The sequence below is a fragment of the Paralcaligenes ginsengisoli genome (genome assembly GCF_054781135.1).
Genome location: NZ_BAAGUZ010000019.1, coordinates 132,334 through 149,000, shown reverse-complemented (window position 1 = coordinate 149,000; position 16,667 = coordinate 132,334). Strand labels below are relative to the sequence as shown.

The 16,667-nt window shown below is 57.0% G+C and carries 18 protein-coding genes; 13 read left to right on the top strand and 5 right to left on the bottom strand.

Annotated elements, in window-relative coordinates:
• Nucleotides 1-123 precede the first annotated feature (123 nt).
• The 3 genes from ACYVIS_RS10945 to ACYVIS_RS10935 are packed head-to-tail and all read right to left on the bottom strand — an operon-like array spanning nucleotide 124 to nucleotide 2,590.
• Nucleotides 124-363 (bottom strand): hypothetical protein, encoded by a 240-nt coding sequence (locus tag ACYVIS_RS10945; RefSeq protein WP_460873959.1) that lies wholly within the window; start codon nucleotides 361-363, stop codon nucleotides 124-126.
• Nucleotides 360-1,571: a beta-propeller fold lactonase family protein gene (locus ACYVIS_RS10940; protein ID WP_460873958.1), complete on the bottom strand. Its 1,212-nt coding sequence runs from the start codon at nucleotides 1,569-1,571 to the stop codon at nucleotides 360-362. Before ACYVIS_RS10940 ends, ACYVIS_RS10945 begins: the two co-directional genes overlap by 4 nt.
• Nucleotides 1,572-1,603: 32 nt before the next feature.
• Nucleotides 1,604-2,590 (bottom strand): tripartite tricarboxylate transporter substrate binding protein, encoded by a 987-nt coding sequence (locus ACYVIS_RS10935; protein ID WP_232741524.1) that lies wholly within the window; start codon nucleotides 2,588-2,590, stop codon nucleotides 1,604-1,606.
• Between the two features lie 382 nt (nucleotides 2,591-2,972).
• Here ACYVIS_RS10935 and ACYVIS_RS10930 point away from each other — a divergent pair, with 382 nt between their 5' ends.
• A complete protein-coding gene (locus ACYVIS_RS10930; RefSeq protein ID WP_460873957.1) occupies nucleotides 2,973-3,665 on the top strand; it encodes an IclR family transcriptional regulator in 693 nt (230 codons plus the stop codon).
• Nucleotides 3,666-3,792: 127 nt separating this feature from the next.
• Nucleotides 3,793-5,016 (top strand): alpha-hydroxy acid oxidase, encoded by a 1,224-nt coding sequence (locus ACYVIS_RS10925; RefSeq protein ID WP_232741523.1) that lies wholly within the window; start codon nucleotides 3,793-3,795, stop codon nucleotides 5,014-5,016.
• A 253-nt stretch (nucleotides 5,017-5,269) separates the two neighbouring features.
• Here ACYVIS_RS10925 and ACYVIS_RS10920 read toward each other — a convergent pair whose 3' ends face one another.
• Complete coding sequence (locus ACYVIS_RS10920; protein WP_232741522.1) at nucleotides 5,270-6,274, bottom strand: Bug family tripartite tricarboxylate transporter substrate binding protein; 1,005 nt, start codon at nucleotides 6,272-6,274, stop codon at nucleotides 5,270-5,272.
• A 144-nt stretch (nucleotides 6,275-6,418) separates the two neighbouring features.
• Between ACYVIS_RS10920 and ACYVIS_RS10915 the strand changes: the two genes are divergently transcribed.
• The 3 genes from ACYVIS_RS10915 to ACYVIS_RS10905 all read left to right on the top strand — a co-directional run bounded on the left by ACYVIS_RS10915 (nucleotide 6,419) and on the right by ACYVIS_RS10905 (nucleotide 8,537).
• Nucleotides 6,419-7,174 carry an IclR family transcriptional regulator gene (locus ACYVIS_RS10915; protein WP_232741521.1) on the top strand — a complete coding sequence of 252 codons (756 nt, stop codon included), beginning with the start codon at nucleotides 6,419-6,421 and terminating at the stop codon, nucleotides 7,172-7,174.
• Nucleotides 7,175-7,762: 588 nt separating this feature from the next.
• Nucleotides 7,763-8,329, top strand: a complete 567-nt coding sequence (locus tag ACYVIS_RS10910; protein WP_232741520.1) for a molybdopterin-dependent oxidoreductase — start codon at nucleotides 7,763-7,765, stop codon at nucleotides 8,327-8,329.
• A 16-nt stretch (nucleotides 8,330-8,345) separates the two neighbouring features.
• A complete protein-coding gene (locus ACYVIS_RS10905) occupies nucleotides 8,346-8,537 on the top strand; it encodes a hypothetical protein (protein WP_232741519.1) in 192 nt (63 codons plus the stop codon).
• On the opposite strand, the gene ACYVIS_RS10900 is transcribed toward ACYVIS_RS10905, so the two are convergent.
• Nucleotides 8,523-9,419: a LysR family transcriptional regulator gene (locus ACYVIS_RS10900; RefSeq protein ID WP_232741518.1), complete on the bottom strand. Its 897-nt coding sequence runs from the start codon at nucleotides 9,417-9,419 to the stop codon at nucleotides 8,523-8,525. The two genes, ACYVIS_RS10905 and ACYVIS_RS10900, sit on opposite strands and share 15 nt — an antisense overlap.
• A 161-nt stretch (nucleotides 9,420-9,580) precedes the next feature.
• On the opposite strand from ACYVIS_RS10900, the gene ACYVIS_RS10895 reads away from it, so the two are divergent.
• The 8 genes from ACYVIS_RS10895 to ACYVIS_RS10860 all read left to right on the top strand — a co-directional run bounded on the left by ACYVIS_RS10895 (nucleotide 9,581) and on the right by ACYVIS_RS10860 (nucleotide 16,626).
• Nucleotides 9,581-10,546 carry an agmatinase gene (locus ACYVIS_RS10895; RefSeq protein ID WP_232741517.1) on the top strand — a complete coding sequence of 322 codons (966 nt, stop codon included), beginning with the start codon at nucleotides 9,581-9,583 and terminating at the stop codon, nucleotides 10,544-10,546.
• Between the two features lie 84 nt (nucleotides 10,547-10,630).
• Nucleotides 10,631-11,044 carry a RidA family protein gene (locus tag ACYVIS_RS10890; protein ID WP_232741516.1) on the top strand — a complete coding sequence of 138 codons (414 nt, stop codon included), beginning with the start codon at nucleotides 10,631-10,633 and terminating at the stop codon, nucleotides 11,042-11,044.
• A 104-nt stretch (nucleotides 11,045-11,148) separates the two neighbouring features.
• Nucleotides 11,149-11,937, top strand: coding sequence for a transporter substrate-binding domain-containing protein (locus ACYVIS_RS10885; protein WP_232744698.1), 789 nt, complete (start codon nucleotides 11,149-11,151; stop codon nucleotides 11,935-11,937).
• Between the two features lie 84 nt (nucleotides 11,938-12,021).
• Nucleotides 12,022-13,413 (top strand): MmgE/PrpD family protein, encoded by a 1,392-nt coding sequence (locus tag ACYVIS_RS10880; protein ID WP_232741515.1) that lies wholly within the window; start codon nucleotides 12,022-12,024, stop codon nucleotides 13,411-13,413.
• A 37-nt stretch (nucleotides 13,414-13,450) separates the two neighbouring features.
• Nucleotides 13,451-14,131 carry an amino acid ABC transporter permease gene (locus ACYVIS_RS10875; protein ID WP_232741514.1) on the top strand — a complete coding sequence of 227 codons (681 nt, stop codon included), beginning with the start codon at nucleotides 13,451-13,453 and terminating at the stop codon, nucleotides 14,129-14,131.
• Nucleotides 14,128-14,778: an amino acid ABC transporter permease gene (locus tag ACYVIS_RS10870; protein ID WP_232741513.1), complete on the top strand. Its 651-nt coding sequence runs from the start codon at nucleotides 14,128-14,130 to the stop codon at nucleotides 14,776-14,778. The genes ACYVIS_RS10875 and ACYVIS_RS10870 overlap by 4 nt, the downstream gene beginning before the upstream one ends.
• Before the next feature lie 10 nt (nucleotides 14,779-14,788).
• Entirely contained in the window at nucleotides 14,789-15,565 is a 777-nt protein-coding gene (locus ACYVIS_RS10865) for an amino acid ABC transporter ATP-binding protein (RefSeq protein ID WP_305072043.1), read from the top strand.
• A gap of 68 nt (nucleotides 15,566-15,633) precedes the next feature.
• Complete coding sequence (locus ACYVIS_RS10860) at nucleotides 15,634-16,626, top strand: M14 family metallopeptidase (protein ID WP_232741512.1); 993 nt, start codon at nucleotides 15,634-15,636, stop codon at nucleotides 16,624-16,626.
• The last annotated feature ends 41 nt before the right edge of the window (nucleotides 16,627-16,667 follow it).

Genomic DNA, 16,667 nt, shown 5'->3' with positions numbered 1-16,667 from the left:
GGCGGTAAAGTGAGTGACGCTCCTGGTGTAAATCTATATTTAGACTGGGCCCGAGGATAGCCTAAACGATTAATACATCTTCGGAAGCGGGGCTAATTGCCTGGATTGCTACTTCAGTGCCGTTCAACTCCGCGACAGCGTGGAAGTGGACTGCCGCCCCAGCGCGTCGAGCTTCTGCCGCATTTGTGCATCGGCCTGGAACCCCCGGGCATATTCCTCCAGCGCCGACAAGGCCGCCGCGACGCCGAAGGCGCGCAGGAAATCGCCGTGCGCAACGCCCTGTGCACCCGCAGAGTCGGCTGCGCTGACCACGCGACGGAAGAATAGTAGCGGGGCGGCAGGCACACAATCGAAACAGATCACCAACGCTGCGTCTCGAGCCCCGCCCAAAAAAGCTGGTCGCCCCCCACATTTACGGCATGATGACCAAGAGGATCGAGACGGCCATTTTCGACAATGCGAAAAATGCTGAACCCAGCCGGGCACTCAGTGACTTTGCCCGCCTTGCGTCGCAAGCTTGGCTGGCGAACCGCGGCGATCAGCAGATTGCCCGCTTGCGAAATCATTGCACATCTGGCGTGCATACCCTGAAGCGCTACTCTCTGTAGCAGGCGGGGGCGGCCGTTCGACGGGTCGACACTGAAAACTACTATGCTGTTTTCGCCCCCGCCAGACATAGGCAGGCCGTGGGCGGGCGGCTTGGCATGCGAACGGTTGACGACATAGATCGTGCGGCCATCCGGATGAACGACGATGGCGCCTGCCAGTTGAGGGTCTTGGATCGCAAGCGGATTGTCCAATAACCCGACCGTAAATGCCGGCTGGACGCCTATGGCGCCATCGAGAGTTCTGAACATCGAGAGTGCATTCTGTCGCTCCAGCACGGCATAAAGCCAGGGAGCTTTCGGGTGGAAGGCACAATTCCGGGGCCCGAACCCGAAACCGCCATTGGGAGCAACGATCTGTGCGCAGAAGGCCTTATGGCCCTCGACGCCGATCACACGAAGCGATCCGGGATTCTCGCCATACTCTGCCGTGGCATTGTCGCCTCGACACGTAAGAAGTAAGTCGTCGCTGCCAGGCATAGGGATGGCCTGATGCGGGAAATGTCCAACCACACCCGGATCGTCAATCCGAACGGCAGAGCCCTGCACCAACCCTTCTTTATTCAGGCCGTGCACCGTCAACGCAGCGGGTCGGTTGTAGGCAACGGCCAGCCGGCGCCGGTTGTCATCCAATACCACGTGAATCGGGCGATGGGGAAGCTCAATCGGCTCGCCCATTAAAAGAAAACGCCGTCTACCAAACGACAATTGAACCAATTGGTGGCGATTACCAGCGCTTGAGACTCCTCCATCGCTGCACACCACATATGCGAGCGCGCGGCCAGCGTCGAAGCAACCATACTGAACATTGAGCGGCAACATTACGGAGGTGCACTCCGACAGATTGCCAGCCTGGCTCAGTTGATATTGAACAAGACGGCTTCCAATCGCGCCGAAAAAACTCTCCGGCCGATCAGATGAGCAAAATGAGCCGGTCATTCGCAGACTCTTTCCGGCCTCTGCCATGACGGATATCCCATCGGACGCAGTAAACGGATCTATTGTGTAGTGAGCAGCCCCGACTTGATCAAGTCGGCATATGTAGCCACTTGCTGCTTTAATAGCGCATCTAAGCCCGCTCCGCTCAGGCCCACCGGAATACCGCCGATAGCCGCCACTCGCTGGCGGACCGAGGTATCAGCCAAAACCTTCTTACTCGCTTCGGCAAGCCGTGCAACAATTGCCTGAGGCGTATTGCGCGGCACCATCAAGGCGGCAAAAGGCGCGATGTCCACTTCGGGCTGATGGACTTCCGCCATGGTCGGAACATCGGGCAGCGATGCTACTCGCTCGGGGAAAACGACACCCAGGGCGCGGAGCTTTCCCGCTTTGACAAATGGCAGCACCGAAGGCAGATCGGTTGCCACGGCATCCAACTGGCCTCCGAGCAGGTCTCGTACGGCGGGCCCACTCCCTTTGTACCCCGCCAGAATGAATTTGGCGCCGAGCGCCTTCTGCATCTGCAAGATGTTGACGTGGCCGGCAGTTCCATTACCGGGATGACCGAACTTGATATTGCTTCGTGTTTTTGCGCTGCCGGCCAGGTCGGCATATGTCTTGAAGCTCGAGCTTGCATTGACAACCAGTACGTCGGGCACTTTAGTGAGCAATGTTACCGGCTTCAGGTCGGCCAGGCTGTATGCCGCGGCCTTGCCCGCCAGTTGCCAACTGGAGACAATGGGCCCCGTGGTCGATATGAGGACAGTGTAGCCATCCGGTTCGGCCCGCACGACCTGCAATGCGCCGATCATGCCACCCGCCCCTCCCTTGTTCTCGACAACGAACGACTGGCCAAACAGCTTGGCGTAAGCCTCTGCGAAGATACGCGCCGTGCTGTCGGCGTTCCCCCCCGGAGTGAAAGGAACAACCACCTTGACCGGGTGGTTCGGATAAGCTGGCTTCTGCGCCATCGCGGCAGGGGCGGCGGCTGTCAATACTGCGGCGGCCAAGGCAACCACAGTGCGTCGAGTGTAAAGGCGGGTCATGATGTCTCCATTTGTTCGAAGAATGAAAAGCAAGAGGGATATATGGGGCCGGCGCCAAGATGGGCGCAGCAAAATGCCTTGCCTCATTTATGATCATGGGTAAATACGCACCTATTATCAGGAGAAATAAAACCGCATACAATGAATTACGTCCTGCGTAACAGCCGCGCCCCCACGCTTCCGAAATATCCCGCGGGAACCCCAGTTGACCTATCTCCAGAGGACTAACGCCATGGCTGGCAAAAGACTCCGACCAAGCAGCCCCGCCCGCGCAATCGCTAGTTCGGAAACGGAAACACACTCCAGTACGATGCCGCTTTCCGAGCTTCTGACACCGATTGAGCCGATAAGTATTCAGCAGCGCCGCACACAGGTGCATGCAGTGACCCGGGCTTTATCGATCTTGACTGCCTTCAATAGCGGCGAGGTTTTCTTGACGCTTACCGAGCTTGCGCGCCGAACCGGTATGCACAAGCCGACGGTGCTTCGACTGGCACGAACCTTGGCCGCCTCGCGTTTTCTCGCCCGCCGCGAAGACGGGGCATGGCGGCTCGGGCCCGCAGCAGGCCTTATCGGATCGTTCTATCAGGCACAGTTCGACCTCGACTTCGCCATAGAACCCATCCTGCGTGAGCTTTCCACACTAACTGGTGAAAGCGCATCCTTCTATGTCTACGAAGGCAACCTGCGCAGTTGCCTCACGCGGTGCGATGGGCCCGCCGGCATACCTGACCACGTACGTTCAGGCGAGGTTCTCCCCCTTCACAAAGGCGCGCCCGGTTGGGTCATACTGGCGGCATTAGGGCAGCCGGGCCCTATGTACGAGAAGATCCGTCGCACGGGCTTTCATTACACATGCGGGGAAAGGGCTCCGGGCGTTTCAAGCGTGGCAGCCGCGGTAAGAGGCAAGCACGGAGCGGTCCTTGGGGCTGTCAGCACTTCGGGTCCGGTAAAGCGCTTGACAGAAGCTCGTCTGCTGAGCCATGCCCCGGCCACCATTGATGCAGCGAGACGACTGGGTATAAGTCTGGGCGCCATGCCGGCTACGGCGCTGCGCGCGGCCTGGCACCCCTGATATCGGCTGGTGCGGTTACGCAGTACGTAATGCATTGCACAAACCGGCGGCACTCGTCTAAAGTGCGACGCACTGTTACGGACAGCGACGCATCCCGCTGCCAGGCAGTATTAAAGCGAGTACTTTCATGACAACCTTGCCCCCAAGCCCGCTCAAGCAACAACAGGGCCCGGCCCCCAATGCGCGCAAGCTGTTGCCCAGGCGTTTGCGCAATATCCTGTCGCTGGGCGACTTCGAAAACGCTGCGCGCAGACACCTACCCCGGCCCATCTTCGGCTATATCAGTGGGGGGGTTGAGGACAACGCGTCGCTGGCCGAGAACCGCGCGTCTTTCGCGAAATGGATGTTCAAAACAAATGTCCTTGTCAACGTATCGCGACGCAGCCAAAGTACCGTTCTCATGGGCCGAACATACACCGCGCCCTTTGGCATTGCGCCGATGGGCCTCTGTGCGCTCTGTGCATTCGATGGCGACATGGCCATGGCTCGGGCGGCCGAGGCGGCCGGTATTCCCTATGTGCTAAGCGGAGCATCCCTGACACGGATGGAGGACATAGCTCGCGCCGCACCTACCTGCGGATGGTTTCAAGCCTATATACCCGGGGAAGCCGCACATATTGAAGCGCTCGTGGAACGTGTGCACGCAGCAGGATTCAGCACTTTGGTAACGACGGTCGATACTGCCACCTTGGCCAACCGGGAAAACAACATCCGTGTCGGCTTTTCCACCCCGCTACGGCCGAGCGCGCGCTTGGCCTGGGACGGCATTACGCGCCCTCGCTGGCTGTTCGGCACGTTGGCCAGAACCCTCATCAGCCGCGGCATGCTGCATTTCGAAAATGCGGGAGCCGGGCGCGGCGTACCTGTCATTTCCCGTAGTGTTGTTCGCCAGTTCGGACTGCGTGACCATCTGTCCTGGGAGCACCTCGATCTGATACGGCGCCTATGGAAGGGGCGGCTGATTGTCAAGGGCATCATTGATGCGGATGATGTTCGAAAGGCGGAGCAACATGGCGCGGATGGCGTCATCTTGTCGAACCACGGAGGGCGCCAACTGGACGGATCGATGACCTCCCTTGCCGCGCTGGCCGACGCATCCCTCGCCAAGGGTTCCATGGCACTCATGCTCGACAGCGGGGTACGACGGGGAACCGACGTGCTGAAGGCGCTGGGGCTTGGCGCAGACTATGTTTTCGTCGGCCGGCCCATGATTTACGCGGCGGCCATCAACGGGCAAGCCGGCGTAGCTCACGCAATCAAGCTGCTGCAGGACGAGATCCACCGCGATATGGCTTTGCTGGGGGTCAACCGGCTTACGGAACTTTCCCCCGAAAAACTGGTGCCGCGCTGACCGGATTGCGTCGTGTGTTTGCATGGCCTTGTCGGCGATCTCGATGGGACACGAACCGCTTGCATATCGAGGCTGCGCTGGGCGTCTTGGACGCGGTGTATGGGCATCATCACGCGTAGCGGCTCATACGTCGCCGGCGACGCTGCGCTTGCCCGAATTGCTGCGCCAGAACAAGCCCGTGCTCCGACAACGGGCTATGTTTTTCGGCACCATGAAAAAACCCATGCCGATAATGTTTCCGGATAGGATTATTTCAGTGTTTCTGGAAATTGATCTTCGATGCCACATTACCCCACATAACACTGGTTTCCGAAAGCATTTTCTTGAATGCGTTCGCGTCGAGATAACGTGCCTCGATACCCATATTGTCGGCGAATGACTTCATATCCGGGGCAGCAATGGCCGTCGAAATTTCCTTTTGCAACCGCTCGATCACGGCAGGGGGCGTGCCTCGCGGCGCCCATAACCCTGTCCAATTGACCACCCCTTGGAAATTTTTGACGCTGGCTTCGGAAAAAGTAGGAACTTTTGACAGTGCGCTGCTGCGCTTGCTGCCGCTGATAGCCAAAGGAAGCAGTTTGCCGCTGCGGATATTACCCATAACGCCGGAAGTGGATGCGAACTGGAAGTCGATAATATGGCTCAAGATAGCCTTGGTAGCTTCCGCGGCCCCTTTGAAAGGCACATGCATGAATTTCACGTCAGCCGCAATACCAAGCGCCTCCGCTGCGAAATATGGTGTGGTGCCTAGTCCACCTGACCCGTAGGTAACAGTGCCAGGCTTATTTTTGGCGGCGGCAAGCAGATCCTGCAACGTTTTATATTTCCCATCGGCATTTGTCACCAGAACCATTGGGGCAAACAGAAAGGCCGCTACGGGCTCGAGGTCGTGATCGTGATCAAAAGGCAGCTTCTTGAATACGAACGGCAGTAGCGAGTAGGTAGTGTCGTTCGCAACCAATGTATAGCCATCGGCCGCCGCATGAGCCACTTGACTGACTCCGATGGTTCCGGTTGCGCCTGGCTTATTTTCCACAACAAAGCTTTGCCCCGTCTGCTCAGTCAGCTTTTGTGCGATTTTCCGTGTTGCAACGTCAACCGCGCCTCCGGGCGCATAGGGCACGACAATACGTACAGCTCTGGAAGGCCAAACGTCATGAGCGTGAGCTATTTGGATTCCCAAACAAAATGCTGTTGCACACGCGAGTGAAAAAAACTTGATGCTTGCGTTCTTCAAAATAGAAGTGACTTGTTTCATGCATTGTCTCCTGGCTGGTATTGCGTCGTGCTGACCGAGATGATTTGGTTTGCTCTCCTTGTTGCTTGATTCGAGCACCCGCATTGTCTATTCGAATTTCATCTAATACAATGTCATCTCGTACTGCGACATGTATTCCAATCAATGAAAAATCAAAAAAAAAGCAGCGGCACCAATCCTGAGCAACAAGGTGGGGTAGAGGCTGTACGCAAAGCGATGCGCATCCTCCAAGCCTTTGGCATGGAGGATGCGCATCTGTCGTTGGCAGAATTGAGCCGCCGCACCGAACAGCACCCCTCCACCGCGCTACGCCTGGCAAGAACGCTGGCAATGGACGGCTACCTTTCTCAACGAGCTGACGGCACATGGCGGCTGGCGCATGCGGCGGGCTGGCTGGGTGCTTGTTATCAGGCAACATTCAGTGTGCATGACCTGGTAGAACCTGTGCTGCGTGAACTTTCTATCACTACTGGAGAAAGTGTCGCCTTTTATGTGAGGGAAGGAGGCCAACGGATTTGTGTGGCGCGCGTGGAGGGCCCGCAATCCATTCGCCATCATGTCCGGGCTGGGGCAGGGCTGCCGTTGGAGCTTGGGAGCCCCGGTAGGGTGATCCTGGCGTTTTCTGGTGAGGCCGGCGAACCGTATGAGTCGATACGGCGAGCCGGTTACATGCTGTCGTTGGGTGAACGAGATCCGCAAGTGTCCAGCATTTCGGCGCCCGTATATAGCACGAATTGGGTGCTGCTAGGTGCAATTTGCATATCGGGCCCTCTATCAAGGTTGACCGAGGAAGTCCTGAACCAGCATAAAGAAACCATCCTCTCCACCGCAAGCCGTCTGTCACGGGCAATGATGGGTTTGCATCAAGGCACTAAGGCATCCCGGTCTTTCAGTCGATAAGCTCCCGAAACACAAACTGGATTTTTCTCTTTGGGCGCGTCAACGCCACAATCTGCGCCACTCGACGGCAACGCCCTGATCTGCTCGAACTGCTCGTACACCCTATCGCCTGGGTAGGTTCCGATATAGGGGGCCAGTCGATCATGGCATGCAAATACCTAGTGATCTAGCTGGGGCGAGTGCATAATTCCCGATAGTGTCTCTATTTGGCAGGCTGCTACCTACTTGATATTTCCTGTATACGAAAGGGGCTTGCTATCGATTAAATTTAAGGTTCAGTGCAAGGTATAGGTAAGAGCCCCCAATGGATTTAACGTAAAGGCGGTAGCCGGAAGATGTTACTCGGAAGGCGGTTCGGGCTCAAATTTGCGTAGGATAGAACTATATTTTCTGAGCAATATGGGCGTCCATTCCGGCCAGGATAGAACAATAGTATTCATCACGACCTATCCAGTGCCGAAAATCAAGGGGTTATGTCATTTTTAGGATAGAACTATATTTTCTGTCTACAATTGCCAAAGTCGGCTTCGTGGATGAGACGGCCTCCGCGCGTGTCTGCTTTTTTATGTGCCGCCAAGGGAGGAACATATGCAGCCCAGGATCGACATCAACCTCGGTATCCAGGATGAGCCCGACGCTTGGGTGCATTCAGCCTGTATTCTGTGCTCCAACGGCTGCGGTCTCGATATCGCAGTAAAGGATGGCGAGATCGTTGGCGTACGCGGCAACGCTACCCATCCGGTCAATTTCGGTCATCTCGGCCCCAAGGGCGAACATGCCTGGGTGGCCAACCGTAGCAAACGCCGCGGCACAACGCCCATGGTTCGCCGCCGCAAGGGCGCGTCGCTGGAGCCGGTAAGCTGGCCTGAAGCCATGGATTTCTTCATCGAGAAATTTCGTGACGCCTGGCAACAAGGCCGCCAGAACCTGGCCTGTTATAACTCCGGCCAACTCACAATCGAAGAGTTCTACACACTTGGCAAGTTTTGGCGCGGTGGGCTGCGCTCAGCCAACCTCGATGGCAACACCCGTTTGTGTACGGCCACGTCCGCCACCGGCCTGATGGCCAATCCGAAACGGTGGAGCTGGCGGATATCTATTTTCCGGCTGCGAGCGCCTGTACGAAGACCTGAAGTTCGGGACGAGCGTCGATGATTGCGAAACCTGGGGCGTGGATTTCCTGACCGGCAAGACGACCACGCGTGTCGACTACGAGCGTAACGATCCCAAGGGAAAAGCCTTCCTGCGACCGGCGCACTGGCGCCGACATCTCAACCAGACCTCCGAAGCGTTTCCGTTTTTGCTCATCACCGAACGCGAGCTGGATGGCACCGTTAATCACGAGCCATCAGGCATTGGTTGACTGATTGTCGAAAGCGTGCAATTCGTCAAGGATGTTCAGGAAGAGTTTGACGCGATGGCTCAACGGGCGTGATACCAGGGTGACGGCGCACGCGACGTGCTGAAATGAGGGACTGCGGGGCGGTGTTTTCAGGACGAATCGCTTCTCCAGAATCTGACCGTAGTGGGTGGGCAGAATGCCCTGATAGTATCCCGTGGCGATCAAGGCACCGATGGCGTCGAGTCCACCCGCGTGCGGGCCCTTGATATAGCGGCCGGTGCGCAGGGCCTGTTCCACGTAGGGATGCGAGCGGTACACCAGCGGAAGATCCTGAAATTTCTTTTTGTTGTCGAGCCGCTCCGACACATATACCTGGTGAACCTCGATGTACAGCGGGAGATAACTGAACTCCCCGTTTTCATGATACTTTCCGCGAATCGCGATATCGACGCGCTGTTCACGCAGCGCGCGGTCCAGGTCGGTGAACGGCGCCACGATGATTTCCGGCCGCACATCGGGCGCCCGCTGCTTGAGCACCGCCAGCGCTTCCGGCAATCTGCATTGAGGATGGGTAAGCATATGTTCACCGATTCCGATCGTCAGCGGGCCCGACAGGATTCCGTGGGCTGCATCTATCTCGGGGCGAATCCGCTCCAGCGCCTGCAAGGCGTTCAGCGTTAAGTTCAGGGCGACCACACCTTCTGATGTCAGCTTGAATCCGCTTGGCCCCCGCTCGCACAGGACCACGCCCAGGCGATCCTCCACTTGCCGGATGTGCCGGCTGATGGATGCCTTCGACATGGACAGCCGCTTTTCAGCGGCGGCGAAACCTCCGGCTTCTGCCACATGGCAAAACACACGCAGCGAGCGTAAATCCCGTTCATCGAAATCGAGCTTGAGCATTTTCGAAGCTTAAAAGGTTTCAAATATTAAGACTATATCAGCAAAAGAATCATTTTGTATTCCCTAGGATGGTTCGTAGAATCAGACCATCCAACGTGGGCCGACTGGTGTCAACATCCCGCGGAAGATTTTCCAACCATTCGTTCGAGAGGTCATTTTTCATGGAAGCGCTCACTGTTTCACCCCACACTGGCGGCTACAAAACGCTGCTGTATTCCGATCTGGTTACGGACCTGGAGAATCTTGTCGCGGACATTGCTGTACTGGGCATGCCATTCGGCGCCGCTTATGGGCCTCGCGCATTCACCAATGACCAATCGCGCGCGCCTCAAGCCATCCGCGATGTGACCGACCGCCTGGTACGGGATCCCAGTCATTACGATTTCGATATCGACGGGCCTCTTCTTCAGGGGCGTTCCGATATCCGCTTTGTCGACTGCGGGGACGTGCTGCCGGTGCTGGGAAAACCGGGCGATCACTATCGACGGGCGGAACTCGCAGTGCGGCAGATATTGAAGGGAGGGGGATTGCCCATTGTGCTTGGGGGCGATCATGGCATCACCAATCCGGTGCTGCGTGCTTTCGACGAAGTAGGCCCCGTGACCGTGGTCCACGTGGACGCCCATCTCGATTGGCGTGACGAGGTCAATGGCGTGCGCGATGGGTTGTCGAGCCCATTGCGCCGCGCGTCCGAACTGCCTTTCGTCAAGCATATAGTCCAGATCGGCCTGCGTGCGCAAGGTAGCGGCCGGCCGGCCGATTATGAGGATGCCCTGCGGTATGGCGCCGATTTGATCACGGCGTACGAGTTGCACGATATAGGCATGGATGCGGTGTTGAAGCGCATTCCCGACGGCGGCAACTACTATTTGACGATTGATGCCGACGGGATGGATGCGACCGTCATGCCGGCCGTCGACGGTCCCGCGCCTGGCGGAGTGACCTTTGTTCAGGCGCGCAAGCTGATCCATGGCCTTGTGAAGAAAGGCCGTGTGGTGGGCATGGACATTGTCGAAATTCAACCGGCCAAGGACACCCCGACCAAACTGACCTGCGTCACTGCGGGAAGATTGATCGTCAACCTGATCGGCAGCACTATCCGCGCGGGCTATTTCGATAAGAAGTAGCACGCGGGTCGTTATGCCGGAACATTATCCCGGCCCCCATCCAATTTTTGAATTTTAGACCGACAGAAAATAGGTTATTTCATCATGGCTCATACACGCATCCGAAAATTCAACACCCGTGACACATACCCCGAGCAACAGATCGATAACGATTTGTCCCAAGCCGTGGTCGCGCGCGGGGCAACCGTTTATCTTCGTGGGCAAATAGGACAGGACCTGGATACGTCCGAGTGCGTATGCGTGGGGGACGCGGCGGGTCAGACTGAACAAGCGATGAAAAATATCGACATGCTGCTCAAGGAAGCGGGCAGCAAGCTCGATCATATATGCAAACTGACTATATATATTTCCGACCCGCGCTATCGCGAGGATGTGTATCGCGTCGTAGGCCGCTGGTTGAAAGGGGTTTTCCCGGTTTCGACCGGGATCGTGGTAACGGCATTCGCCCGCACGGAATATCTGGTCGAGGTCGATGCGACCGCGGTTATTCCGGACTGAAATTTTAGCGAATATTCCATATGGAATGGAGTCATGCGGCCTGTCCGCCGGCAGTAGAACGTAATCTTCCTTGTGTGGTAAGTGTTTCTGAAAGGGTCACGAAAATGAAACTCAAAACTTATTTGCCTGCAATTATTGTTGGCGCCATGGTTTTACTGAACGCTGCTCCAGCCGCCGCCGGCGATGCTCTCGCGAACATCGTGGCCAGCAAAACGATTCGGGTCGCCGTCCCCACCGATTACCCTCCATTTGGGTTCGTCGACTCGGACATGGAGCCCAAGGGCATGGACATAGACATGGCCAAGCTCATCGCCAAGAAGCTGGGCGTACAGCTTAAGTTGATTCCGGTTACCGCGCCCAATCGCATTGCCTACCTGCAGACGAAAAAGTCCGATCTGACGATTTCTTCGTTGGGCAAGACACCGGAGCGCGAAAAAATGATTGATTTCAGTATTGCGTATTCACCGTTTTTCGATGCAATCTTTGGCCATAAAGCGCCTCAGGTCAAACAATATAGCGATCTGTCCGGCAAGGTGATCAGCGTGACGCGTGGTTCGATGCAGGACGTGGAGTTGCAGAAGTTCGCCCCTAAAGCGGTCGTCAAGCGTTTCGAGGACAACAATGCCACGTTGGCGGCGTTCCTGTCGGGCCAGACCGAAATGTTCGCGAGTGGAACCTCGGTTGCCGCAGCCATCAAGCACAGAAATCCAAAACTGGATCTGGAACTAAAAATTGTGCTTGCCAATGCCCCGTGCTACGTGGGGGTGCACAAGGGGGAGCCTGAGCTGTTGGCTAAGGTGAATCAGATCATTAAGCAGGCGAAGGACGACGGGTATATCGATACCCTTTCAAAGAAATGGCTCGGAGCGCCGGCCGGGAATTTGCCGGAATAACATCGCCGTGTGGGTTTAGCCGCCGGGTTCTGGCCGTGGGTGTGGTGCCCGGCTCGGTTTCGGTACTGTAGGAGGGAGGTTGGCGTGAGCACACATGACGAACGCGTCAGTTGGCGCCTGGCGGATTGGGCGGCTGGGGTAAGCCCGCGAGACATGCCCACCCGGATCCGCATGCGCGCCAATACCTGTCTGATGGACACTATTGGAGTGGCTATTGCCGGCGCTCGCAGTGGTGCCGCCGGCCTTGCACGGGCGGTTTGCCTCGATGGTGCCGCGCAAGGCTGGTCCACCGCATTCGGGGCAGACCAGCAAGTTTCGGCTCAAGCCGCCGCTTTTATCAATGGCACGGCGGCCCATGCGCTGGATTTCGACGACAATTGCTATGCTGGGTTTGTGCACGGATCGGCTGTCGTGGCTCCCGCTGCGTTGGCTGTGGGCCAAAAGATGAATGGCATGGGTGCGGACGCAATCACTGCTTTCATCGTGGGCGTGGAATGTGAATATGCGGTTGGCGCGGCCACGATGAATGTTCTTTATGATCGCGGGTGGTGGACGACCGGTGTGCTTGGCCCAATCGGGTCGAGCATGGCCGCCGCCCGCCTTCTGGGTCTTGATGCCGCCAGGACCCACGCCGCCCTCGGGCTTGCTGTGGTCAATGCCAGCGGCATGAAGTCTTGCTTCGGCTCCGATGCCAAAGCCCTGATGGCTGGTCGCGCATCCGAGCTAGGAATAGTGTGCGCTGAATTGGCGGCGCGAGGAGCAAGCGGGCCCGAGCATCCGTTCAGCGATAGGAACGGATTCATAAATTTGTTCAACGAGGGCCGGTTCGATGATTCCGGTTTCGCCGCCCTGGGCGAGAAATGGCATATGGAATCGCCTGGGGTCGATATCAAACGCATTCCTGTTTGTTTGTCCTCGCATGCGGCGGTCGACGTTGCCCTGGAGCTAGTGGCAATGCACAATCTGCGCGTCTCGGAAATCCAGAGTATTGTTTGCGACGTTCCATCCATTGTTCGCGCCAACCTGAAGTACGATACGCCACGGACCCCCCGGGAAGCGCAATTCAGCATGCCTTTCGCGCTTGCCTCCAGCCTGCTGTTTCAGTCATTGTCGCTTTCGCTCCTTAATGATGAAACCCTTGAGGATCAGGCGCTACACGCCCTCATGGCCCGCATAACCATGATGTCCGGTCCGATGTGGGACAGTCCGGATATGCACCGGTCCGCGCCGGAGGGGGCTGAAGTCCGCATCCAGATGCGAGACGGGTCCATTTTCGAAGCGTTTCGCGACAAAGCCCTCGGCAGCGCGGCTCATCCATTGTCGGCGGAGCAATTGTCGGATAAATTCCTTGCGTGCGTGGCGCCTGTACTTGGAGATCGCTGCGCTGGAATACTGCTCTCCGACATAAAACAGCTGGACGGCCCGATGTTGCTGCGGGATATTTTTCGTGACGCCGATTTTGGCGTATTGACATAAACCCGGTGCTTTCGCGCCCATGTCCTGAAGAATCGATATGTCTACTTTAAACTTCTCGAATGTGTTGCAGGCTTGGTCGTTGTTTCTGGGCGGTCTTGGGCTGACCGTGGCGCTGACTGTTGTCTCGTGTTTTCTGGGCACATTGCTTGGCACTGCCTGTGCCTGGTGTCGAATTCATGCCACCGGCTGGCTTCGCATCGGGGTTGCGTGCTATGTGGAGCTTTTCCGCAATACGCCGTTTCTGGTGCAGATATTTTTTATTTTCTTCGGTCTTCCTTCGATCGGCTTGACGATGAACAGCATCATCGCCAGCGTGGTTGCCTTGACGCTCAATCTTACCGCCTATGCCTGTGAAATCGTCCGGGCCGGCATCGAGGCGACACCGCGCGGGCAGATTGAAGCAGCCGAGTCGTTGGCGCTCGATCGCTGGCAGGTGTTCACCCGCGTGGTGATTCCTCCCGCATTGGCTCGCGTCTGGCCGGGTTTGATCAGTCAGCTCGTCATCATGCTGCTTGCATCGTCCTTGTGCAGCCAGATATCGGCCGTAGAGCTCTCGTATGCGGCCAGTTTTATTGCCGGTAGAACTTTCGAAACATTTCAGCCCTACGTGGTGGCGACGGTGCTTTATCTTTTACTAGCCATTACGCTGCGTGGATTCCTCAAGTGGCTTGGCCCTCGTTGCATATTCGGCCGCCAAAACCCCGGGAGCATCAGATGAGCAATTTTTCCACATGGGATGTGTTCCGGAACCTGCTGATGTCGCTGCCCTGGACACTCATCCTGTCAGCTATCGCGTTTATCGGCGGCGGGGCGCTGGGGCTTTTGTTGCTGGTGTTAAGGGTCATGAAGCCTAAATCATTGGGGCGCGTCATCGTCTGGTATGTGCAACTGTTTCAAGGCACACCGCTTCTGATGCAGCTTTTCCTCACCTATTTCGGCATGGCCTTGTTTGGCATGCCGACCACCCCCCTGTTCGCGGCCACACTATGTCTGATACTGTATGCCAGCGCCTATTTGACGGAAACGTGGCATGGTTGCGTGGTATCCATTCCCGTGGGTCAATGGGAGGCTTCGGCCAGCCTGGCGCTGACTTTTCATGAACAGCTTCGACATGTGATTGTTCCGCAGGCCTTGCGCCTATCGATTGCCCCCACGGTGGGCTTGCTTGTGCAGATCATCAAGAACACCGCGCTGGCGTCGGTCATAGGATTCGTCGAGCTGACCCGCACGGGGCAAATCATTACCAACGTGACCTACAAGCCCTTTTTTGTCTATGGGGTCGTAGCGTTGCTGTATTTCGCCATCTGCTTTCCATGTTCGCTGTACGCCCGCAGGCTGGAAAGAAAAACTGAAATCCTATACTGAGAGGATACTCATGCAAAATGAGAAGAAAGAATCCGCGTATCTGGTCGAAATCACGAACCTGCATAAAAGCTTTGGCGATGTCGAGGTGCTCAAGGGGATTGATCTATACGTCAAGCCCAGCGAGGTCGTTTGCATTATCGGCAGAAGCGGTTCCGGCAAGAGCACACTGTTGCGTTGCATTAATGGGCTGGAAACTTTTCAGCATGGCGAGCTTTCCGTTGGGGGCAGGGCGCTGGAGCACGACAATGTGCGGGCCATGCGGGAACTGCGCCAGAAGGTTGGGATGGTATTCCAGCAGTTCAATCTGTTCCCCACGATGAGCGCGGGCGAGAACATCATGCTGGCGCCGAAGCTGGTGCGAAAACTGTCCAAGCCGGAAGTTCGGAAACTGGCGGATGTTTTGCTTGCTCGCGTTGGGCTCGAAGGCAAGTTCGACAGCGCACCGCATCAACTGTCCGGGGGGCAACAGCAGCGGGTTGCGATTGCGCGCGCGTTGGCCATGAATCCGGACGTCATATTGTGCGACGAAATGACGTCCGCGCTGGATCCGGAGCTTGTTGGCGAGGTATTGCGCGTCATCGAGAGCCTGGCCAACGAAGGTTCCACCCTGATCATCGTGACGCACGAAATGAATTTTGCCAGGAAGGTTAGTGATCGCGTCGTTTTCATGCATGAGGGGAAAATTCATGAGGAAGGACCTCCCGAGCAGATTTTTTCGTCTCCGAAAACACCGGAACTGAAGAATTTCCTGTCGTTCGAGGGCGGAGCGCCGGGGCCGGGTGCATAGATACGGGTGGATTTATTTAACTTTTAACCGGACACTAGTGGGACGGAATTGAATAAAGGAGCCGGAATATGCCGACACAGAATCAGACTAGCGCCAGTCAAACCGCTTATCCCGTGGAAGTCGAATTCCCCGATATCGGCATATATGCCCAAGGCAACACCGGAATTCCCTATGTTTTTACTTTCGACAGCAATGTGCCAGGGCCGCATGTCATGGTCAATGCCCTGACGCATGGCAATGAAGTTTGCGGCGCGATTATCGTCAAAGCGCTGCTCGATCTGAACGTGCGGCCGCGCCTGGGCAAGTTGACGCTTTCGTTCGCCAACGTCGACGCCTACGCTCGATTCGACCGGGCAAAGCCGGATGCGTCGCGTTTTGTGGATGAAGATTTCAATCGCCTCTGGAAGGCTGCCGTGCTCGATGACGCATCGCGCAGCTCCATCGAACTGGCCCGCGCCCGCATGCTGCGGCCGGTCGTCGACACGGTCGATTACCTGCTTGATCTGCATTCGATGCATGAACGCAGCGCGCCGCTTATTGTCAGCGGCCCCCTCGAGAAAGGAGTGCGGTTTGCCCGCGAGCTTGGCATCCCGCCGACCACTATCTGCGATGAAGGCCATCCTGAAGGTCGCCGCATGCGCGATTACGCGGGTTTTGGGGATCCATCCAGCGCAAAGAACGCACTATTGGTTGAGTGCGGCCAGCATTGGGAAGCCGCCTCGGTGGCTATCGCCCGGGCCAGTACGGCACGCTTTCTGAGTTTGGCCGGAGTCGTCGATGCCGATGATCTTCCAGCGGACTGGTCCGCGCAACCGGCTACGGCGGGGCGCGTCGTTCGAGTCACCCATCCGGTCGTGGCAACCAGTATGGATTTCCGCTTTGCCGGCCCCTACACGGGCCTGGAAACCTTTCCCGAGGCCGGCACTGTCATTGCGTGGAGTGACGGCGAACCAATCACGACACCCTATGCGAATTGTGTGCTGGTCATGCCGTCTCTGCGTCAATTGCGTCCCGGGGTCACGGTGGCCAGGCTGGGCGAATGGGTGGCCTGGCAAGTGTGAATTTCGTCTACGACGCCTTCGGGTCAACTCATCGGTTGTCA